Origin of the sequence: Cryobacterium glucosi (assembly GCF_004402235.1) — a bacterium.
Taxonomy (GTDB): Bacteria; Actinomycetota; Actinomycetes; order Actinomycetales; family Microbacteriaceae; genus Cryobacterium; species Cryobacterium glucosi.
Genome location: NZ_SOFS01000015.1, coordinates 122,534 through 142,207, shown reverse-complemented (window position 1 = coordinate 142,207; position 19,674 = coordinate 122,534). Strand labels below are relative to the sequence as shown.

At 70.1% G+C, this 19,674-nt stretch carries 17 protein-coding genes; 9 read left to right on the top strand and 8 right to left on the bottom strand.

All coding sequences use genetic code 11. From position 1 onward, the window contains the following. Nucleotides 1–26 precede the first annotated feature (26 nt). Nucleotides 27–752 carry a hypothetical protein gene (locus E3O46_RS18195; protein WP_166787356.1) on the top strand — a complete coding sequence of 242 codons (726 nt, stop codon included), beginning with the start codon at nucleotides 27–29 and terminating at the stop codon, nucleotides 750–752. A 161-nt stretch (nucleotides 753–913) separates the two neighbouring features. Here the strand turns inward: E3O46_RS18195 and E3O46_RS05875 are convergent, their stop codons facing one another. From E3O46_RS05875 to E3O46_RS05850, 6 genes are all read right to left on the bottom strand, one after another. Continuing rightward, nucleotides 914–4,402 (bottom strand): DNA polymerase III subunit alpha, encoded by a 3,489-nt coding sequence (locus tag E3O46_RS05875; protein WP_134561291.1) that lies wholly within the window; start codon nucleotides 4,400–4,402, stop codon nucleotides 914–916. Then, nucleotides 4,399–4,671 (bottom strand): hypothetical protein, encoded by a 273-nt coding sequence (locus tag E3O46_RS05870; protein ID WP_134448872.1) that lies wholly within the window; start codon nucleotides 4,669–4,671, stop codon nucleotides 4,399–4,401. Before E3O46_RS05870 ends, E3O46_RS05875 begins: the two co-directional genes overlap by 4 nt. Nucleotides 4,672–4,737: 66 nt before the next feature. Beyond that, nucleotides 4,738–6,102, bottom strand: coding sequence for an MFS transporter (locus tag E3O46_RS05865; RefSeq protein ID WP_134448873.1), 1,365 nt, complete (start codon nucleotides 6,100–6,102; stop codon nucleotides 4,738–4,740). A gap of 73 nt (nucleotides 6,103–6,175) precedes the next feature. Further along, nucleotides 6,176–7,246, bottom strand: a complete 1,071-nt coding sequence (locus tag E3O46_RS05860) for an SDR family oxidoreductase (RefSeq protein ID WP_134560024.1) — start codon at nucleotides 7,244–7,246, stop codon at nucleotides 6,176–6,178. Then, nucleotides 7,243–8,913: an FAD-dependent oxidoreductase gene (locus E3O46_RS05855; protein WP_134561290.1), complete on the bottom strand. Its 1,671-nt coding sequence runs from the start codon at nucleotides 8,911–8,913 to the stop codon at nucleotides 7,243–7,245. Before E3O46_RS05855 ends, E3O46_RS05860 begins: the two co-directional genes overlap by 4 nt. A 128-nt stretch (nucleotides 8,914–9,041) precedes the next feature. Next, the gene (locus E3O46_RS05850) at nucleotides 9,042–9,833 is read right to left on the bottom strand and encodes an IclR family transcriptional regulator (RefSeq protein WP_134560028.1); all 792 of its coding nucleotides are present in this window, start codon (nucleotides 9,831–9,833) and stop codon (nucleotides 9,042–9,044) included. A gap of 50 nt (nucleotides 9,834–9,883) precedes the next feature. On the opposite strand from E3O46_RS05850, the gene E3O46_RS05845 reads away from it, so the two are divergent. The 3 genes from E3O46_RS05845 to E3O46_RS05835 all read left to right on the top strand — a co-directional run bounded on the left by E3O46_RS05845 (nucleotide 9,884) and on the right by E3O46_RS05835 (nucleotide 12,900). Further along, complete coding sequence (locus E3O46_RS05845) at nucleotides 9,884–10,693, top strand: IclR family transcriptional regulator (RefSeq protein ID WP_134448877.1); 810 nt, start codon at nucleotides 9,884–9,886, stop codon at nucleotides 10,691–10,693. 81 nt (nucleotides 10,694–10,774) lie between these two features. Then, entirely contained in the window at nucleotides 10,775–12,247 is a 1,473-nt protein-coding gene (locus E3O46_RS05840; protein WP_166791024.1) for a sensor histidine kinase, read from the top strand. Then, nucleotides 12,244–12,900, top strand: a complete 657-nt coding sequence (locus E3O46_RS05835; protein WP_134560034.1) for a response regulator transcription factor — start codon at nucleotides 12,244–12,246, stop codon at nucleotides 12,898–12,900. The genes E3O46_RS05840 and E3O46_RS05835 overlap by 4 nt, the downstream gene beginning before the upstream one ends. Nucleotides 12,901–12,971: 71 nt before the next feature. On the opposite strand, the gene E3O46_RS05830 is transcribed toward E3O46_RS05835, so the two are convergent. Together E3O46_RS05830 and E3O46_RS18185 are read right to left on the bottom strand one after the other, a co-directional pair. Beyond that, nucleotides 12,972–13,487 (bottom strand): hypothetical protein, encoded by a 516-nt coding sequence (locus E3O46_RS05830; RefSeq protein ID WP_134448880.1) that lies wholly within the window; start codon nucleotides 13,485–13,487, stop codon nucleotides 12,972–12,974. Between the two features lie 125 nt (nucleotides 13,488–13,612). Beyond that, complete coding sequence (locus E3O46_RS18185) at nucleotides 13,613–14,008, bottom strand: hypothetical protein (RefSeq protein ID WP_166790688.1); 396 nt, start codon at nucleotides 14,006–14,008, stop codon at nucleotides 13,613–13,615. A 249-nt stretch (nucleotides 14,009–14,257) separates the two neighbouring features. On the opposite strand from E3O46_RS18185, the gene E3O46_RS05820 reads away from it, so the two are divergent. From E3O46_RS05820 to pcaDC, 5 genes are read left to right on the top strand one after another with little or no spacing between them, the layout of a single operon-like run. After that, the gene (locus tag E3O46_RS05820; protein WP_134448882.1) at nucleotides 14,258–15,439 is read left to right on the top strand and encodes a 4-hydroxybenzoate 3-monooxygenase; all 1,182 of its coding nucleotides are present in this window, start codon (nucleotides 14,258–14,260) and stop codon (nucleotides 15,437–15,439) included. A gap of 42 nt (nucleotides 15,440–15,481) precedes the next feature. Then, complete coding sequence (gene pcaH / locus E3O46_RS05815; protein WP_134448883.1) at nucleotides 15,482–16,258, top strand: protocatechuate 3,4-dioxygenase subunit beta; 777 nt, start codon at nucleotides 15,482–15,484, stop codon at nucleotides 16,256–16,258. Further along, on the top strand, nucleotides 16,251–16,835 hold the full coding sequence (gene pcaG, locus E3O46_RS05810) for a protocatechuate 3,4-dioxygenase subunit alpha (protein ID WP_134448884.1): 585 nt from the start codon (nucleotides 16,251–16,253) through the stop codon (nucleotides 16,833–16,835). Before pcaH ends, pcaG begins: the two co-directional genes overlap by 8 nt. A gap of 22 nt (nucleotides 16,836–16,857) precedes the next feature. Continuing rightward, on the top strand, nucleotides 16,858–18,372 hold the full coding sequence (locus E3O46_RS05805; RefSeq protein ID WP_166791023.1) for a lyase family protein: 1,515 nt from the start codon (nucleotides 16,858–16,860) through the stop codon (nucleotides 18,370–18,372). Beyond that, nucleotides 18,369–19,667: a bifunctional 3-oxoadipate enol-lactonase/4-carboxymuconolactone decarboxylase PcaDC gene (gene pcaDC, locus E3O46_RS18920; RefSeq protein ID WP_134561286.1), complete on the top strand. Its 1,299-nt coding sequence runs from the start codon at nucleotides 18,369–18,371 to the stop codon at nucleotides 19,665–19,667. The genes E3O46_RS05805 and pcaDC overlap by 4 nt, the downstream gene beginning before the upstream one ends. The last annotated feature ends 7 nt before the right edge of the window (nucleotides 19,668–19,674 follow it).

Sequence of the window (19,674 nt, the reverse complement as noted above, 5' to 3'; positions counted from 1 at the left end):
GAACGTCCCCGCTGCACACCAATATCGTGTCGACGACCTTCTGGGTCGGCGAGATCTTCAACGCGAACCTCAGCGACGGCAGCCAGGTCTGCAGCACCTATGACAGCAAGTGGGCGCTTCACCACACCGGCGTTCAGCTCGGGTCCTCAACGGACACCGGCTGCGGCGGCTCGCCCGTCGGCGGGTGCGATGGCCCGTCCAGCGGCGCGACCGCTGCGACCTTCACGTGCACGACAGAGAAGCGCACCGCTGCCAACGGCTACTTCCCGACCAGCCAGCCCAAGCCGCTCGAGAACCCGTTCTACCTGGATCTTCCTTACGACGACGTCAACGACGCGACGGCGTTCGCCAACCGCGACACCGTCGTACCGTGGGCGAACGTGGCCCCGTACAGCGCTCACCATGGTGACTCGAACTACTCGTACATGAAGAACCACTGGGTCCAGCTCACCGGTCCCAATGGCCAGACGTGCTACGGACAGGTTGAGGACGCGGGCCCCTCGAGCGGCTCGCTGTACCACGACGCTGCCTACGTGTTCGGAAGCAACGACGCCCGTCCGGTGAACAAGCAGTTCAGCGGCGACCCGAGCCAGGGCGCAGGCACCGACGTGTCGCCCGCCCTCAACGGATGCCTCGGCTTCACCGACCTCGACGGGGACAACGACCACGTCAACTGGCGTTTCGTGGACCGGTCCGCCGTTCCCGCCGGCCCGTGGCTGAACGTGGAAACGACCAGCCAGGTGGCCCAGTAGCCGCCGGATAGTCGAACGGCCGTCCGGATCTACCGCCGGACGGCCGGTACAAGGATCCATCGGATGCCCGGTGCCGCGCCTGCGGCACCGGGCATTCGCCTGCCCGGACGGGTCGCGGCCGTTCCGTGGGCCGGGTTCGTGGGCCGGGTTCGCGTGTCGGATCAGGCGGAGCGCGCGGACCAGAGGTGGCGCACGTTTGTGGGCGCGACCGCGGCGAGCTCGGCCGCCAGGGCCTCGGCCCGGGCCTCGTCGCCCGCAGCGTTCTTGGCCGCGCGCTCGGCGCTGTGCCGTTGTTTGACCAGCCGGGCGGCATCCGCGAGGTCCCAGAGCGAGTCGCCCGTCACCGACACCCCTTTCGCACCCGAGCGCCTGGTGCGGCCGCGGACGAGCAGGTGCCTGGTCTGGAAGACCGGGGCGCCGATGCGTTCCTGGGCGTCGTGGAAGAACACCACGTTCGCGACCGGCCCGGTGCCGTCGTCGAGGCTCACGAACACGACGCGTCGCCCGCCGCGCATCGGCGGGGTGTTCGTCGCCCGCCGCACGCCGGCGAGGAGCACCTCGGTGCCGCCGGGCAGGTCGGCGAGGGCCGACGCCGGGGTGACGCCGAGTTCGGCGAAGAGCGGATAGAAACGGGCGAGCTGGTGCCCGGACACGGCGAGGCTCAGGTCGCGCAGCTCGAGTTCGGTCTGGGTTCGGCCGCGCAGCTCGAGGGAGGTGACGGCGGTGAACCGGTCGCCGGTGTACCGGGGGACCGGCAGGTCGACGTCGAAGGCGAGTTGGTCGTCGTGCACGGCGACGGCCGTGCCGCGGAGCGACTGGATGTGCGCGAGCAGCTCATGCCGGCGCTCACGGTCATAGCCGATGAAGCTGTCGAGGGCGCCGACCCGTGCGAGCGCCTCGAAGCTCGACCGCCGTGGCCGCACCCGGTCCCGGAAGTCCTGGAGCGAGGAGAACGGCTGGTGCCGCACGATCCGGGCCCTCTCGGCGGCGGTGCTGCCCGAAAGCTCTGGCAGCGCCAGGCGGATGCCTCTGCGCGGCCCGGCAGGCCCGGGAGACCCGGCAGTCACCGGTTCGACCTGGACAGGCCCGGCGTGGCCAGGAGGAAGATCCTCGACCCGGTAGTCGAGCACGCTGTGCTGCACGTCGAGCGGAAGCACGGGCACCCCGAGCGCCCGGGCTTCGGCCACGAGCAGGTCCTTCGGCCACATTCCCGGGTCGTGGGTGAGGAGACCGGCAAGGAAAACCGCAGGGTGATGGGTCTTCAGCCACGCGGACTGGTAGGTGGGCAGGGCGAACGCGGCGCCGTGCGCCTTGGCGAAGCCGAAGCTGCCGAATCCGGCGAGCACGGTCCAGATCCGGTCGATCACCGCCGGGGGGAATCCGCGGCCCAGGGCCTGCTCACGGACGTACGCCTCGATGAGGGGCAGCTGCTCGGGTTTCCCCAGGTGCCTGCGGAAGACATCCGCCTTGCCCAGGCCGCAGCCGGTGAGTTCGTCGAAGAGCCGCATCACCTGTTCGTGGAAGATGACGACGCCGCGGGTCTCCCGCAGGATCGGTTCGAAACGCGGGTGGATGTAGTCCGGCACGACCTCGCCGTGCCGCGCCTGCAGGTAGAGCAGGGGCATGTTGTTCTGCATCGGGCCGGGTCGGAACAGGGAGATCTCCACGGTGAGGTCGTTGAAGACCTCGGGCTGCAGCTTGCCGACGAGCTCCATCTGGCCTGGCGACTCGAGCTGGAAGATGCCGAGGGTGCGCGTCGAGCGGATGAGCTCGAAGGTCGGCTCGTCGTCGAGCGGGATCCGGTCGAGGTCGATGCTCTCGCCGGTGAGGCGTCGGTGCTCCTCGACGGCATGCGCCATCGCAGACTGCATCCGAACGCCCAGGATGTCGAGCTTGATCAGGCCCATCGGGTCCATGTCGTGCTTGTCGAACTGCGACATCGGCAGTCCCATTCCCGACGCCTGCACCGGGGTGCGGTCGAGCAGGCTCGCGTCGGAGAGGATCACGCCGCACGGGTGCACCGAGATGTGCCGCGGCAGCCGGTCGAGCCGTGCGGTGAGGTCGACCAGCTGATCGAGCTGCTGCGAGGCGCGCACTTCGGCGGCGAGCGGTTCGAGCTCGGGCTTCTCCTCGAGGGCACGGCGGAAGTCGCGGGCGTTGAACCGCCACATCTGCTTCGCGATCGCCGACACCTGCCCGGCATCCATGCCGAGGGCCAGCCCGGCGTCCCTGACGGCGCCGCGGCCGCGGTAGGCGTTGGTCATCGACATCAGCGAGACCCGGTCGGCACCGAAGGTCTGGAAAATGGCGCGGTAGATATCGTGGCGGCGCGCTGACTCCACGTCCAGGTCGATGTCGGGCAGGGTCTGGCGTTCGGGGGAGAGGAACCGTTCCCAGAGCAGGCCGTTCGCGATCGGCTCGACCGATGAGGTGTGCAGGGCGTAGTTGAGCACCGAGCCGACGCCGGAGCCACGGGCCTGGATACGAACGCCCATGCCCCTGACGAGGTCGGCGACGCGGGCGACCGTGAGGAAATAGCTCGCGAAGCCGAGATGCTCGACCGTCGCCATCTCGTACTCGAGGCGGGCGTGCGCCGTTTCGACCGCCGTCCGACCGGATGCCGCGTAGCGTTCGTCGACGCCGGATCGTCCGCGTTTCCAGAGTTCGGCGAGCGGGTCGCCGGTGACCCCGATCACGCGTGCCTCCGGCATCCGCGGGGTACCGAGGCCGATGTCGGCCTGCGGGTCGAGGGTGCAGCGGTCGGCGAGCATGTCCGTATCGCGCAGCAGCCGGGTGAGCGCGCCGTCGTCGTGCAGGCCGGCATCGACGACCATGCGGGCCACCTGCCGCATCGCGCCTGCCGGTTTGAGCCAGGCCTGTCCGTTCGTCTGCGGCTGCTCGAGCTCGGCGAGCGGGGTCAGGGTGCGGGCGGCGTCGGCAAGGTCTGCGGTCACCGCGTCCTCCGGCTCGCCGTAGCGCACCGCATTCGTGAGCACGGCGGGCAGGCCGTTCTGCTCGGCGAGGGCGAGCATGCGGGTCGCGGGAGTGACGCTGCCGCGGCTGCCGGGCTCGGCGAGATGGCAGACGACTTCGAGGCACACCGACCCGGTGGGCATCGATCCCTGCCAGGCCGTGAGCCGGGCGCCGGCTTCCTTCGTCGCGCGGCGGCCGATCGCCTCACCGACGTCTGAGACCGGCCCGAGCAGAACGGTCAGCGCCCGGAGCCCGGCCAGTTCGGCAAGCTCTGACCGGCCGATGCTCGGCTCGCGCCCTGTTCCGGTCGACATGGCCTGGTGGGCGGCGGACACGGCGCGGCACAGGGCAGCATACCCACGGCCGCTGGTGCCTCCGTGCGCGAGAACGACGACGCGGCCGAGCGGCAGCCGGTCGTCGTCGTGCACCGCGAGGTCGGCCCCGAGGCCGGCGCGGATGCCCTCCGCCCCACACGCCCGAAGGTGCTTGACGGCCCCATAGAGCCCGTCACGGTCGGTGAGTGCAAGGAAGGAGGCGCCCTGGGCCCTCGCCTGGCCGGCAAGCGCTTCGGGAAGCGTCACCCCGTAGTGGGTCGAGTATGCGCTCGCGACGTGCAGGTGCGGGAAGCCGGTGCCCGGCCCGGCAGTGCCCGACCGGCCCGTGCCCGGCTCGTTCATCCCCAGTCGAGGGCGAGCACCCACGACCCGTCGACGTCGCGTCGCAGGTCGTACCGGTGTTGTTCCTCGCCCCCGCGGGCCGCGTCGACCCGCCACAGCTCGGTGTCGATGCGGGTGGGCACCCCGTCGTTCTCCCACCAGCGGGTGCGCGTGAACACCGCCTGCGGTTGCCCGATGATGGTGTGCTCGAAGCGGTCCCAGGTGAAGGCGCGGGGGTCGCCGTCGGCCGAAAGCTCGACGTCGACGCGGATGTCGATGATCTGGGGCATTCGGTGGCTCCTCCGTAATGATCGAACAAACGTTCGATATTGGGAGTGTACGTCACCCCGCCGACACTAGCCAGCGCCGACCGTCGATCGACGTCGCTCCGGTGCCTCGACGCGCAGCGCGTCGGCCCCGAGCAGGGCGGTCGGCACCCGGAAGGTCTCCCGCGCGGTGACGGCGGCGATCGCCGAGAGCACCATGGTGGCTGCGGTGAAGACGGCGACGGGAACCCAGCCGTCGATCCCGCTCCCGAGCAGGGCATAACAGATGCTCGGAGCGAAGCCGGCGAGCAGGAATCCGAGCTGGGTGCCGATCGCAAAGCCGGAGTAGCGCACCGGCGCGGCGAACATCTCCGTGAAGAACGACGGCCAGAGCCCGTTGACCATCGAATAGAACAGCGTCATGTTCAGGAAGCCGCCGAGGAAGATGAGCGGGATCGAACCGGTCGAGATCGCCCAGAAGTAGAGGAAGATGGTCGCCGCGGAACCGAGGGTGCCGATGATCCAGACCGGCCGGCGCCCGATGCGGTCCGACAGAGCCGAGAACAGCGGGATGGTGACGAGGGAACCCGCGATGGACACGGTCGCGACCCACAGCATCGTGCCGCGATCGATGCCCACGGCGGGGCTCGTCGCATAGGCGAGGCCGAAGACGGTGAACACGGTCTGCGTCACAGCGAACAGAGAGCAGACGAGCACGCGCACGACGTCGCGCCACTGGTGCCGGAACACCTGCGCGGCCGGGAACCTCTCGACGGCGGCGACGGACTTCGTCTCGGCGAACACCGGCGTCTCGTCGAGACGGGACCGCACGATGTATGCGACGACGAGCACGACCGCGCTCAACAGGAACGGCACCCGCCAGCCCCAGGCATACAGCTGGTCCTCCGGTAGGGCCGCGACGGGAATGAAGACGATGGTGGCGAGCACCATACCGGCCGCATACCCGGTCATCGTGAAACCGGAGAAGAACGCCCTGCGATGTTCGGGGGCGTGCTCGATGGCGAGGGTGCTCGCCCCTGCCGCTTCCCCGCCGGCCGAGAACCCCTGCGCGAGGCGGCACAGCACGAGGAGGGCCGGGGCGAAGGCCCCGATCTGGTCGTAGGTGGGCAGGAAGCCGATCGCGAGGCTCGCGACCCCCATGATCACGAGGGTGAGGATCAGCACCCGCTTGCGGCCGATCCGGTCGCCGAAGTGGCCGAGGATCAGCCCGCCGAACGGCCGGGCGACATAGCCGACGCCGAATGTCGCCAGGGAGGCGATGGTCGCGATCGCCGGGTCGGCGGCGGAGAAGAAGATGTGGTTGAAGACGAGGGCGGCCGCGGCGCCGTAGATGAAGAAGTCGTAGTACTCGAGGGCGCTGCCGACGAATGCCGCTGCCGCGGCCTTTCGAGGCATCCGCTGGGGGATGGTCGACGCTGGAACCGTGCTGGACATGCTGTCTCCTTTGACAAGGTGCCTGGTGGGGTTGGGGCGGGTGGTTCGGGTGGTGCGGGTGGTCTGCCCTGGGTCAGACGGCGGTGTATCCGCCGTCGATGACCAGTTCGGAACCGGTGCTGAAGCGGGATTCGTCGCTCGCGAGGTAGAGCACGCCGTAGGCGATCTCGTCGGGTTCCCCCTGCCGGCGGAGCGGATTGCCCTCGACCAGCTGGCGGTAGTACGCCTCTGGCCCGACAGCGCTCATGTCGGCGGCCGTGCGGCTCATCCTCGTGTTCATCGAGCCGGGGTGGATCGAATTCACCCGGATGCCGTGCTCACCGTAGGTCGCGGCGTCGGACTTGGTGAGCAGCCGGACCGCGCCTTTCGTGGCGTGGTACAGCGGCACGCTCCTGCCGCCGGTGATGCCGTGGATCGACGAGAAGTTGACGATGCTGCCGCGCGACGCGGCGATCATGGCCGGGACCACGTACTTCGTCATGAGCCAGGTGCCCTTGACGTTCACGTTGAAGATCCGGTCGAACTCGGCGAGGGTCGACTCGTGCGAGGGCGCCGCGCGCCCGATGATACCGGCGGCGTTCACGAGGATGTCGGGAACGCCGACCGTCTCGAGTACCCGGGCCACGGCGCGTTCCACCTGTTCCGGGTCGGTGATGTCGAGTTCGAGGGAGGTGATTCCCGGCTCGTGCCACGGTTCGGCCGGCGGGGTGACGTCGAGGCTGACGACCACGGCGCCCTCGCGGGCGAGGAGCCGCACGCAGGCGCTGCCGAGGTCGCCGCTCCCTCCCGTGACGATGGCGATCTTGCCGTGCACCCGCCCCTTCCTCTGCTCCGCGTGCGTCGTGGCCGGTTCCGGAACGTCGAAATCGACGGATGCGATCTGCCGGGTGTGCGGGCTGGAGAGGGCGATCAGCGGGGTGTGCAGTGGATGCCCTGCGTACCCGGCCACGTCGGCGGCCGTGTCGAAGTCCGCGACGATCGTGCAGTCCCAGGACCTGGCCTGTCCGGAGAGGTCGCGGCCGACGCTCAGCGACCGGAGCCCCGGTACGTGACCGACGAGACCGTCGAGCCCGGCACGCCAGTCGTGTTCGATCGCGGGGGTGAAGCTGTCTTCGAACCGGAACAGCACCACGTGGCGGATCATCGGACGACCGCCGTCGCCGCAGCGTCGGCCAGGTCGGGGTAGCCGATCGGGCTGCCTGCGAGGGTGCGGCCGATCAGGTAGCCCATCGTCATCAGCGGCCCGAGGGTCGCGCCTGCGCCGGGGTAACCGGCCCCGTACGCGCTCTCGGTGGTGTTCCCGGCGGCGAACAGTCCACCGATGACGGCGCCGTCGACGTCGACGACGCGACCGACGCCATCCGTCGACACGCCTCCGCTCGTGCCGAAGGCGCCGTTGACGACCGGGAGCGCGTAGAACGGCCCGGTGGTGAGCGGGCCGAGGCTCGGGTTGGGGAAGACGTTCCCCGCATCGCCCCAGTAGGTGTCGTAGCGGCTCCGGCCCCTGCCGAAGTCTGGGTCCTCACCGAGCTCGGCGTAGTGGTTGAAGCGGCCGACCGTCTCCGTGAGGGCGGCCGGGTCGACGCCGATGCGCGCGGCGAGGTCGGCCAGGGTGGCGCCTTCGAGCAGCCACGCCGGCGTCGGCCGGCCGGCGCGGTGGCTCAGGACGCCGTAGCGCTCGAGGAAGGCGTGGTCGAAGACGACGTGGGCCGGCGTGTTCAGCGGGGCATTGGCCGCGGGGTCCCACGAGTGCAGGGCACGCGCGAGGTCGTTGTAATCCTGGGATTCGTTCGCGAAACGGCGCCCGTGTTGGTTGACCATGATCGAACCGGGACCCTGGCGTTCGAAGCGGAGCAGGGTGCCGACCTGTTCCCCGTCGCGGAGATCGCCGGGGATGACCGACATCGGCGCCCACCAGGCTTCCCTGGTCCCACCGGTCCGTGCACCGATGCGCTGGGCCATCCGGAGGCCGTCTCCGGTGTTCGACGGGGGAGAGCAGACGACGTGCAGACGGGTCTGGAGCAGCCCGTCGGCGAGTTCCTTGTCCCACTCGAAGCCGCCGCAGGCGAGCACGACGCCGTCATTCGCGTGGAACGTGCGTCCGTCCACGACGACGCCCGTGACGCGCCCGTTCTCGACGACGAGGCGTTCGGCGCGGGCGTCGACGGAGAGGGTCACGTCGTTCCCGAGGCAGGAGGCGAGCAGCATGCTGACGAGCGCCTGCCCCTTGGCGACGAGGCCCGCCGCTTCCCGTGCCGCGAGTTCTGGCCAGGGGAAGTGGGTGAAGGCTCCCCAGGCTTCGTATTCCTGCATCGTGAAGGGCGCCCGGCCGTCGGTGCGCACGTGTGCCCGCACGGGGCCGAGCGCGGCAGCGGCGTCGAAGAGTTCGGGTTCGACGGTGCGTCCGCCGTCGAGGGCGCCGTCGAGATCCATCCGGTAGTCCGGGAAGTTATCAAGCAGCAGGAAGGCCACGCCGAGCTCGCGTTCGACGTAGCGCAGCATGTCATCGCCGCTGTCGATCGCGGCATCGAAGAGCTCGTCCCTGCCCCGGCCCCTGGAGACCGCTCGCACGTACCGTGCGGCGTCTTCCGGCGAATCCGCGATGCCCGCGCCGCGGGCGAGATGGTTGGCGGCGACCCAGAGCATCCCGCCCGATACCGCCGAGGTCCCGCCGAGCAGGGCCGACTTCTCGACCACCAGCACGCTCTTGCCTTCGTTGGCCGCCGTCGCGGCGGCCGTGAGCGCCGCGGCGCCGGACCCCACCACCACGACATCGAATCGGTCCTGCGGCTTGCCCTGGAGAATTCGCATCGAATCCCACTCCCGTCGTCGTTGACACAAGAATTTGCGTTTCTGAAGACTGCCAACGGTCGGGGTCGCTCATCGTGCCCCTCCCATTCAATGGGAGGAATATTCGCCGGGGAATCGGGGCGTCCCGGTCAGACGGCCCGCGGCATCCGGCTTGTGCCGCCGCGCGGCCGGTCGGAGCCGAGGGCGCGGGAGATGCCGTGCGCCGCGGTCTTCAGGGCGGGCACGGTCGCCCGGAGGTCCTCCTCGCCGAAGGGGACGATCACGTTCAGCGCGGCGATCACCCGATCGCCGCGTTCGAACACCGGAACGGCGATCCCGGTCGTGTTCGGCACGATGATCCCGGGCACGGAAGCGTGGCCGAGCTGCCTGATCCCGGCCAGTAGCCGGCGCAGGGCTGCGGGTTCGGTGACGGTGTGTTCCGTGTAGCGCACGAGTTCCCTGCCGAGCACGTCGTCCTGGAACTCCGGCGGGGAGTATGCCAGGAGCACGAGCCCGGACGAGCACGCGTGGATCGGCAGCCGGCCGGCGATCTGGGTGATGTTCACCGCCGAACCGCGGGTCGTGAGCCGCTCGATGTAGAGCACGTTCTCGCTGTCGAGCAGGCTCAGGGTCGTGTGCTGCTGCACGACGGCGTGCACGTCCTCCATGAAGGGAAGCGCGATCTCGCGCAGGTCGGTGGTGCGCGAGCCCCGCGAGGCCAGCTCCCACAACCGGATGCCGAGGCGAACTCCTCCGTCCGCGTCGCGCTCGAGGAGCCGTTCGTCGAGGAGCTGCACGACGAGCCGGTGGGTCGTGGCGAGTGGGATGCCCACCCGGCGCGATAACGCGGAGATCGTCATGGACGAGCGATGGGAATCGAAGGCGTCGAGAATCGTCACGAGCCGGGACAGCAGGGAGTCGCCGGAGCGGGAATTCGCCATGGCCCCACAATATGCTGCCCGCCGGTGCGCGGGCGAGTAGCGTGGTGCTGATGTCAGGGAAGCCCGCACAGTCGAGGGGAACCGAGGACGCTGCGGCGTTCCCGGTCGATGACCGCGGCGTGGCCGCCCGGCTCTTCGCCATTCTCGACGCGTTCACCGCGCCGCCGGCGAGTTCGCTCACCCTCACCGCGATCGCGCAGCGCACCGGGATCCCGCTGACGACGGTGCATCGCCTCGTCGGCGAATGGACGAGCTGGGGAGGCCTTGCCCGCCAGGAAGACGGACGCTACGCGCTCGGGATGCGGCTCTGGGAGGTCGGGGTGCAGACCCCGACGGCGCGGAACCTGCGCACGATCGCCCTGCCCTATCTGGAAGACCTGTACGAGTCGACCCATGAGCACGTGCACCTCGCCGTCCTCGATGGGAGCGACGCCCTCTACCTCGAGAAGCTGTCCGGGCACCAGGCCGTGCGGGTGATCTCCCGGGTGGGCGGCCGCCTGCCGCTGCACGCGACCGGGGTCGGACTCGTGCTGCTGGCCTTCGCTCCGAACGAGGTGATCCAGGCCTACCTGGCCGGGCCGTTGCCGCGGTTCCTGCCACAGACGGTGACCGACCCCGAGGAATTGCGGCGGCGCCTGGCCGGCATCCGCGCCCAGGGCATCGCCCGCATGTCCGAGGAGATGACGGCCGGTTCGAGTTCGATCGCGGCGCCGATCCGGGACCGCACCGGCCAGGTGGTTGCGGCCGTGTCTATCGTCACCCGTACAACGCCCCGGTCGAGCCCCGAGCAGGAACAGGCCGTGCGCGTCGCGGCCCACGGGGTCGGCAGGGCGCTCGGGTACCGCCGCGCCGCCGGCTGAGTGCGGATCAGCTGCGGACTGATTGCGGACTGATCGCGCGGGGATGCCCGCTCGATGGTTGCGGCAGTCGATAATGGGGGAATGCCCGTTGAGGAGCTCGTTCCCCGTGGTCGATGGCGACCCCTGCTGTCGGTCCGGGTGCGCATCCTGGCCGCCATCCTGGTCGTCACAGCGTTCGGCATGGCCACCGCGGGGACGACCGCGTATCTGGTGCAGCGCGAACGAACCCTGGATGCTCTTGACGCCTCACTGAAGGTGACGGTCGAGGACGCCCGTTTCATCGCAGGGGACTCCGGGCTGACCACGGTGGCCGGCGTGCTCGGTGCCGTCGTGCAGCGAGTGCGGCCGGGAACGAATGAGTCCACACTCGCCGTCATCGACGGTGCTGCGGCCTTCGCCCCCGCTGGGGACGTCGCCTTCCGCCTCGAAGACGACGCCGGGTTCGTCACGCGGATCACGGCCGAGACGTCGGGCGGAGCGGTCGTGCTCGGCACCGCGGTCGGGAACGGACGGGCTGTGCGTTACGTCGCGGCACCCGTCACCGTCGGCACGGACCCCGCCGCCGGGGTGTTCAGCGCCGCCTTCGATCTCGACGCCGAGCTGCGGCCCGTCACGGATGCCTTCCGCACCTACCTGGGAGTGGCCGCGCTGACCCTGGTCCTGCTCGGCCTCGTCGGCTGGCTGGTATCCGGACGTCTGCTGCGTCCCATCCGTGCCCTGCGTGAGGCGGCCGCGCGGATCACCGCGTCCGACATGAGTGAGCGCATTCCGGCCTATGGCCGGGACGATGTCTCACTCCTGACCGAAACCGTCAATGGCATGCTCGACAGGCTCAATCACTCGATCACCAGCCAGCGTCGCCTGCTCGACGACATCGGCCACGAGCTCAAGACGCCGATCACCATCGTGCGCGGGCACCTGGAACTCATGAACGAATCCGACCCCGCCGACGTTGCGGCGACGAGGGCACTGGCGATCGACGAGCTCGACCGGATGAACGGCCTGGTCAGGGACATCTCCGCGCTCGCAGAAGTGCACAGGCCGGTGAGCCTGAACCTGGCGCCTGCCGACATCGCGGCCCTCACCGAACTCGTGCGCGCCAAGGCAGCCGCGCTCTCCGACCACCACTGGGTGTCGAGCCGGAGTGCCGCTGTCACGGCTACCGTCGACGCCGACAAGCTCACCCAGGCCCTGCTCCAGCTCGCGGCAAACGCTGTCAGTCACGGTTCGCCCGGAGGAACGGTCGACATCGGCAGCGCGGTCGACCGGGCGGCGGACGGCTCGTCCCGGCTGCGGCTCTGGGTCAGGGACGACGGTCCAGGGATCAGCATCGAGGCGCAGGAACACATTTTTGAACGATTCACGCGTGGAGCGGTCGGACGGGGAGAGACCGGTTCCGGACTCGGCCTCGCGATCGTCGCGGCGATCGCCGACGCCCACGGCGGTTCGGTCCTGGTGACGTCGCAGCAGGGACAGGGCGCGACCTTCACGCTCGATATCCCGCTCCCGCCCCGAAGCGTCGAAGCGCCAGAGACCACGGAGGTCACCCCATGAGCCGCATCCTGATCGCAGAGGACGAAGCGCGGATCGCGACCTTCGTCGACAAGGGCCTCTCGGCGGCCGGGTACGCGACGTCGGTCGTGCGCACCGGACCTGACGCACTCGACTTCGCCCTCACCGGCGGATTCGACCTGATGGTGCTCGACATCGGCCTTCCGGGCATCGACGGTTACGAAGTACTCCGCAGACTGCGCGCGGAGGACTCTGCGCTACCGGTGATCGTGCTGACGGCGCGGGACTCTGCAGAAGACACCCTGGCCAGCCTTCAGGGCGGTGCCAACGACTACATGGCCAAGCCGTTCCGGTTCGATGAGCTGCTCGCCCGCGTGCGCCTGCGTCTGGCAGATGCCGCCAGAGTCCTCGAACCCGTCCTGGGCGTCCCTGGGCTCCAGCTCGACCTGCGCAGCCGCCGGGCGATCGTCGGTGATCACCAGGTGGACCTGTCGGCCAGGGAATTCGCTCTGGCCGAGGAATTCCTGCGCAACCCCGACCAGGTGCTCAGTCGGGAGCAGCTGCTCAGCCGGGTCTGGGGCTACGACTTCGATCCCGGTTCGAACGTTGTCGACGTCTACGTCGGCTATCTCCGGGCCAAGTTCGGCGCCTCGCGTATCGAAACGGTCAGGGGAATGGGCTACCGGCTGCGCTGATCGCGCTGAGCCGGCAGCCCATTTCCCGTCCCCGGCGACGAGCCCGGGCGGATGTCGGTGTTCGGGGAGTTCTAGCCGTTGCTGCCGTGCCCGGAGTTGTCGTGCCCGGTGCTGTCGTGGCCGGAGCTGTCGTGGCCGGAGTTGCCTGAGCCGGAGTCGGTGGAGCCGGAGGTGTCCGTTCCGTGGTCGTCGCCGACGTCGTGGGTTGCGGGGTCGTCGACGCCGTGGTCATCGGTGCGGACGGGAGTCGCAGGCGTGGCGGGCACGGCCGGGGCGGCGGAGTGGTCGTCGCCGACGTCGTGGGTGGCGGGATCGTCGGCTCCGTTGTCGTCGGTCGTGACGGCGGGGGTCGTCGGTGTCGGCGTGGCGGGGTCGGTCGAGTGATCGTCGCCGAGGTCGTGGGTCGCCGGGTCGTCGGTGCCGACGATGGTGCCGGGTGTGGTCGTGCTGGAACTGCTGGTCGGCGTCGGGATGACGTCGCCGTGCCTGCCGGTGTCTGCCTGTGCGGTGGCGATACCCGCAGACAGGAGCCCGGCGAGGCCGAGGGTGGCGAGTGCGAGGGAACTCTTCTTTGTCAGGTGGGCCATGAGATGTCCTTTCGACGGCGCCGGGACCGGCGCTTCAGCGGATGTCACTGAGTGCTTCCACTCTGCGGTGTGGTTCTAAGCCCGGAAGGAGACGCCGGTGAGAGCTCTCTTAGCGTTCGGGCGGTTCAGTCCTTACCGCTGCTCCCACTGCTGCCGCTGCCACCGCTTCCTCCCGATCGGTTACCGCCGTGGTCGTCCACGACAACCGGCGTCGGGGCAGGCACCAGCTCGGGCACGGGTGCGGTGGTCGGTATCGTGGCCGGGACCGTGCCCACCGACGGCGCGCCGGTGGAGACCGCGCTCGGCGCGACGACCGGGGCGTCGCCCGTGGCGGGCGGCTGGGTTCCGACCGTGACCCCGGGAACGGTGAGCGGCGTCCCCGCCTGGTCCGCGAGCGCGAGGGAGCTCACCATGGCCGCGGCAAGGCCGGCGGTGGCGACGACGACGATGAGTGCAGCCCCGGCGAGGCCGGCACGTGTCCGCCGCCGACGACTGTCAGGTGCTGGGATGGGCTCGCGCATTGATCTGCTCCTATTCAGCGGGGGAAGGCTCCACAGCCAGTGTGCCGTCACCGGGCGTCGGGGTCATCATCCGACAGTGTGCCTGTCCTCGATGAGGCAGACGCGAGACGCGTGTGAGAGCTTTCTTAGAAAGACCTGCTTGCCGTGAGTCCAGCCCGCGATCTTTCACTCAGTGGAAACGGCTGCGCTGGAGGGCTGCTGACTCCGCAAGATGGTGCGATCACCTGTCATCGTCGCTAGGAGAACCCCGTGTCCCCAGAAAACACCCGTGTCGCCATCATCGGCGCAGGCCCCGCCGGTCTTCTCCTCAGCTGGGCGCTGCGGGACGCCGGAATCGACTCGATCGTGGTCGAGAACCGTTCGCAGGACTACGTGCTCGCCCGGATCCGGGCCGGCGTACTCGAGCAGAGCGCCGTCGAGACCCTCACCCGCCTGGGGCTCGGCGAGCGGATCAGGACCGAGGGCCTCGAGCACGACGGCATCTACCTGCAGTTCCGGGGCGAACGCCACCACGTCGACTTCCAGGAGCTCATCGGCCGCAGCGTCACGGTGTACGGCCAGCAGGAAGTCGTCAAGGACCTCATCGCGGCGCACAACGCCGCCGGCTCGACGATCTACTATGAGGCGGCGGATGTCGCCGTGCACGACCTCGAGTCGAGCGCGCCGCGGGTGACGTTCACCCACGCGGGCGAGGCCCACGAGATCACGGCGGACTTCGTCGTCGGCGCCGACGGCTTCCACGGCGTCTGCCGCGCGAGCATCCCCCGCGAAGCCATCACGCTCTACGACCGGAGTTACCCGTACGCCTGGCTCGGGATCCTCGCGAACGTGGCTCCGTCGACCGACGAGCTCATCTATGCGCTGCACGAAGACGGCTTCGCAATGCACTCGATGCGTTCGCCGCACGTCTCCCGGCTCTACCTGCAGGTCGACACCGCGGACTCGCTCGACCAGTGGCCGGACGAACGGATCTGGGAGAACCTGCACGCCCGGCTCGGCGTGCCGGGCTGGACCCTCCAGGAGGGCGAGATCACCGACAAGTCGATCACGCCCATGCGCAGCTTCGTGGCGTCCCGCCTCGCGTACGGCAGTCTCTTCCTCGCGGGGGACGCCGGACACATCGTGCCGCCGACCGGGGCGAAGGGCCTCAACTCCGCCATCGCCGACGTCACCATGCTCGCCGCCGCCCTCGCCGCCCACTACGCGGACGACGACGCCCTCCTCTCCGGTTACGGCGAGGCGGCGCTCCGCCGCCAGTGGCGCGTGCAGCAGTTCTCGCAGTGGATGACCGACCTGCTGCACCGCAACCGCACCGACCTGCAGACGATGGAGTTCGACTACCAGAGCCAGCTCGGCCGTCTCGACTACGTCACGGGCTCGGTGCACGCCCAGCGCGAGCTCGCCGAACAGTATTCCGGACTCCCGTTCTAGCCCCGCACTCCCGACCCCATACTCCCGAGAGGAATCAGCGACATGACCGATACCACGTCACAACACGAGATCTCCGCAGAGATGCAGGCCATCGAGGCGGAAGCCAGGGCCCGCGTCGCGGAGGGCAACGCCCCGGAACTGCACCCCCGTCGCGACTACCCTCCCTATCGCAGTTCGATCCTGCGGCACCCGACCCACGAGCTCGTGCGGGCGGACCCCGAGGAGATCGAACGGCACTCGCCCGCCTTCGGGCACAGCGACGTCAGCCCCCTCGAGAGCGACCTGACCATCCAGCACAACGCCGAACCTCTCGGCGAGCGGATGACGGTGTCCGGGCGGGTGCTCGACGGCGAGGGCCGCCCGGTGCGGCACCAGCTCGTCGAGGTCTGGCAGGCCAACGCCGGCGGACGCTACGTGCACAAGCGCGACCAGCATCCCGCCCCACTCGACCCCAACTTCACCGGCGTCGGCCGGGTCATCACGGGGGACAACGGCGAATACTCCTTCACCACGATCAAGCCGGGACCTTACCCGTGGCGGAACCACCTGAACGCGTGGCGGCCGGCACACATCCACTTCTCCCTCTTCGGTACCGCGTTCACCCAGCGTCTGATCACCCAGATGTACTTTCCGGGCGACCCGCTCTTCGCGCTCGACCCGATCTACCAGTCGATCACAGACCCCGCAGCGCGCGCCCGGCTGATCGGCGTGTACGACCACGACCTGAGCGTGCCGGAGTTCTCGCTCGGCTACCGGTGGGACATCGTGCTCACCGGTCCGAAATCCACCTGGATGGAAAGTGAAGAAGCCCATGACTGAGTCGCCTGCTGCCCGGTACGTGCAGACCCCCGCGCAGACCGTGGGCCCGTTCTACGGGTTCGCGTTGCCGTACGACGGGGGAGCTGAGCTCGTGCCCGGCCACCACCCGCACGCGATCCGGCTGCACGGAACCGTCTTCGACGGCGCAGGGGAACCGGTGCCCGACGCCATCCTCGAAATCTGGCAGGCCGACGAGACCGGCGCCCTGCGCAACGAACGGGGCTCCCTCGCCCGCGACGGCTTCGGCTTCACGGGTTTCGGCAGGGCGGCCGTCGACTTCGGCGGTCACTACACCTTCACGACGGTCGAGCCCGGCCCGGTCGCGGGCGGTGCGCCGTACGTGCTCGTCACCGTGTTCGCCAGGGGGCTCATCCACCACCTCTTCACCCGGGCCTACTTCCCCGGGAATGCGGAGCTGAATGCCACGGATGCCGTGCTCGCCGCGGTCCCGGCGGACCGGCGGCACACCCTCGTCTGTGTGCAGGAAGGGACCGGGCCGACGGGCGCTGCCTCGTACCGGTTCGACATCCGCCTGCAGGGCGAGAACGAGACCGTGTTCCTGGATTTCGATGCCTGAGTCAGTGTTGCCTGAGTCTTCGATGCCTGAGCCCATTCTCGACGTCGGGCTGCTGGCTCCGCTCGACCACGGCAGCCGGGCGCGGGCGCTCACGAGCGACGCGGCCTGGCTCCAGGCGATGGTCGACACCGAGCTCGCCCTGACCAGGGCGCTCGTCGACGCAGCACTCGCCCCCGAGTGGATGCTCGGCGTCTGCGACACTCTCGCCGACGCCGGTGCGCTCGACCTCGGTGCGATCGCGCGGGAGGGGCGCGGCGGCGGCAACCCCGTGATCCCGCTCGTGAAGCACCTCGGCCTCGCCGCGGAACGCGTGCGTGCAGGGGCTTCCGACCACATCCATGTCGGCGCCACGAGCCAGGACGTCCTCGACACGGCGGCGATGCTCGTCGCCGACCGGGTCTGCGGCGAGCTCGCCGACCGGCTCGGGGAATTCGCCGCCGCGCTCGCCGCGCTCGCGGGGCAGCACCGGGACACGATCATGGCCGGCCGCACCCTGGGCCAGCAGGCCTCGCCCACGAGCTTCGGCTTCGTGGCGGCCGGCTGGCTCGACGCCGTGCTCACGGCCGCGACCGCACTCGCCCGGGTGCGCGCGGGGCTGCCAGCGCAGCTCGGCGGCGCCGTCGGGAACCTCGCCGTGCTCACCGCCATCGCCAACGCCCGCTCCGGGGTCGCCGGGCCGGCGGCATCCACGTCGGGCACCCCGGCCGTCGAGGTCGTCACGGACCGGTTCGCCGCCCGGCTCGGGCTGCGCCGCCCGCTGCTCAGCTGGCACACCGACCGCCTGCCGGTCGTGGAAATCGGATCCGCGCTCGCCGCGGTGACCGGGGTCGCCGGGGCGTTCGCCCTCGACGTGTCCGTGCTGTCCCGCACCGAGATCGCCGAGGTGAACGAGCGGCTCGGTGCGGGACAGGGCGGCTCCAGCGCGATGCCGCACAAGCGCAACCCGGTGACGGCCGTGCTCGTCACGGCCGCAGCGCGCCAGACCCCTGCTCTGCTGGCGTCGCTCTACGGCAGCCTGCTCGCCGAGGACCAGCGCCCGAGCGGAGCCTGGCACGCCGAGTGGCAGACCCTGCGCGAGCTCGAGCGGCTCGCGGTTTCCGCGGTCAGCGGAGCGGCCGACCTCGCCGGGCGCCTCGACGTCCACCCCGGGCGGATGCGGGTCAACCTCGAGTTCACCGACGGGCTCGTCTTCAGCGAACGCGTGACCACCCTGCTCGCAGAGGCCCTCGGGAAGACCAGGGCCTTCGCACTCGTACAGCGTGCCGCCGAGGAATCCCACGAGACCCGGCGACCGCTGCGGGTGACGCTGGGTGGCCTGCTGGCAGCAGAGGGCGCCACCGGGGGAGTGACCGACGCACTGCGGGACCGGGCCTGGGCCGCATTCGACGCGGACTCCGGCCTTGGCCAGGGTTCGTCAGCGATCGACCGGGTGCTCGCCCGATACCGGGCACACGTCGAGGCAGAAGTGCCTCGTGAACCGGCAGTGCCTCGTCAACCGGCAGTGCCTGCCCACCCAGCACGGAAGGTTGAACGATGACCCAGCCCCTTCTTCGTGGCACGATTCGCCCTGGCCCGGCTGGCCGGGCGTCGCTGCTCGTTCTCGGACCGTCGCTCGGCACCACGACGACGCTCTGGGACCCGGTCGTCGACGCCCTCGGCGCCCTCGGCGACCCGGCACATCCGGACCTGCGGGTGCTCAGCTTCGATCTGCCCGGACACGGGGTCAGCCCGGCCGCGCGGGAACCGTTCACGGTCGCCGAACTCGCCGACGCGGTGATCGCGCTCGTCGACTCCGCGACGGCCGCCGCCCTCGGTCCGGACGCAGCACCGGAGTCCTTCCACTATGCCGGGATCTCGCTCGGCGGAGCGGTCGGGCTCGAGCTCGGCATCCGCCACCCCGGGCGCCTGCTGAGCCTCACCGTCGTCTGTTCGGCGGCACGGATCGGCACAGCGGAGGGCTGGCACGAGCGCGCCGCACAGATCCGGGCGAGCGGAACGCCCTCGATGGTGATCGGCAGCGCCGAACGCTGGTTCGCTCCGGGGTTCCTGGAGCGCGATCCCGCGGCGGGTGCCGGTGCGCTGAACCGGCTGCTCGACATCGACGACGAGTCATACGCGCTCTGCTGCGAGGCGCTCGCCGCCTTCGACGAGCGCGACGCGGTCGCCGGCATCGCCGTGCAGACGCTCTGCGTCGCCGGGGAACTCGACCTCGCCACGCCGAGTGCCCTCGTCACCGAACTCGCCGCGGCCATTCCCGGCGCCCGGTTCGCCGAGATCGCGGGAGTCGCCCACCTGCCCTCCCTCGAGCGGCCGCGGGACCTCGCAGGCCTGCTCAGGGAACAGCTCGCGGCGACGCCCCCGGCAACGTCTGCGGAGCAGCCGATCGGACTAGCCGTGGCCCAGGATCCCTCCGCACGAACGGCGGCCGAGGTGTACACCGCGGGCCTGGCCGTGCGCCGGGCCGTGCTCGGTGACACGCACGTGGATGCTGCGACGGCCGCGATCACCCCGGAGACCGCCGACTTCCAGGACTTCATCACCCGATACGCCTGGGGTGAAATCTGGACCAGGCCCGGCCTCGACCGGCGCACCCGCAGCTTCCTCACCCTCGCCTGCCTGATCACCGGCGGCCACGAGCACGAGCTCGCGATGCACGTGCGCGCCGCGCTCACCAACGGGCTCAGCCGCGCCGAGATCAGCGAGGCGATGCTGCATACCGCGATCTACGCCGGGGTGCCTGCCGCAAACTCGGCGCTCTCGATAGCCCGCACGACGTTCGCCGCCCTGGACGCGGAGGCCGCCGCCTCTGCACCGACCCCGACACTTCCCTGAACCGGAC

Bases quoted from the DNA above. Each gene is read 5' to 3' on its own strand.
- E3O46_RS05875 (WP_134561291.1), bottom strand. From the start codon at position 4,402: ATGAACGAGCCGGGCACGGGCCGGTCGGGCACTGCCGGGCCGGGCACC.
- E3O46_RS05840 (WP_166791024.1), top strand. From the start codon at position 10,775: ATGCCCGTTGAGGAGCTCGTTCCCCGTGGTCGATGGCGACCCCTGCTG.
- pcaDC (WP_134561286.1), top strand. From the start codon at position 18,369: ATGACCCAGCCCCTTCTTCGTGGCACGATTCGCCCTGGCCCGGCTGGC.
- E3O46_RS05860 (WP_134560024.1), bottom strand. From the start codon at position 7,246: ATGATCCGCCACGTGGTGCTGTTCCGGTTCGAAGACAGCTTCACCCCC.
- E3O46_RS05845 (WP_134448877.1), top strand. From the start codon at position 9,884: ATGTCAGGGAAGCCCGCACAGTCGAGGGGAACCGAGGACGCTGCGGCG.
- E3O46_RS05835 (WP_134560034.1), top strand. From the start codon at position 12,244: ATGAGCCGCATCCTGATCGCAGAGGACGAAGCGCGGATCGCGACCTTC.
- pcaG (WP_134448884.1), top strand. From the start codon at position 16,251: ATGACTGAGTCGCCTGCTGCCCGGTACGTGCAGACCCCCGCGCAGACC.
- E3O46_RS05870 (WP_134448872.1), bottom strand. From the start codon at position 4,671: ATGCCCCAGATCATCGACATCCGCGTCGACGTCGAGCTTTCGGCCGAC.
- pcaH (WP_134448883.1), top strand. From the start codon at position 15,482: ATGACCGATACCACGTCACAACACGAGATCTCCGCAGAGATGCAGGCC.
- E3O46_RS05855 (WP_134561290.1), bottom strand. From the start codon at position 8,913: ATGCGAATTCTCCAGGGCAAGCCGCAGGACCGATTCGATGTCGTGGTG.
- E3O46_RS05805 (WP_166791023.1), top strand. From the start codon at position 16,858: ATGCCTGAGCCCATTCTCGACGTCGGGCTGCTGGCTCCGCTCGACCAC.
- E3O46_RS05830 (WP_134448880.1), bottom strand. From the start codon at position 13,487: ATGGCCCACCTGACAAAGAAGAGTTCCCTCGCACTCGCCACCCTCGGC.
- E3O46_RS18185 (WP_166790688.1), bottom strand. From the start codon at position 14,008: ATGCGCGAGCCCATCCCAGCACCTGACAGTCGTCGGCGGCGGACACGT.
- E3O46_RS05865 (WP_134448873.1), bottom strand. From the start codon at position 6,102: ATGTCCAGCACGGTTCCAGCGTCGACCATCCCCCAGCGGATGCCTCGA.
- E3O46_RS05850 (WP_134560028.1), bottom strand. From the start codon at position 9,833: ATGGCGAATTCCCGCTCCGGCGACTCCCTGCTGTCCCGGCTCGTGACG.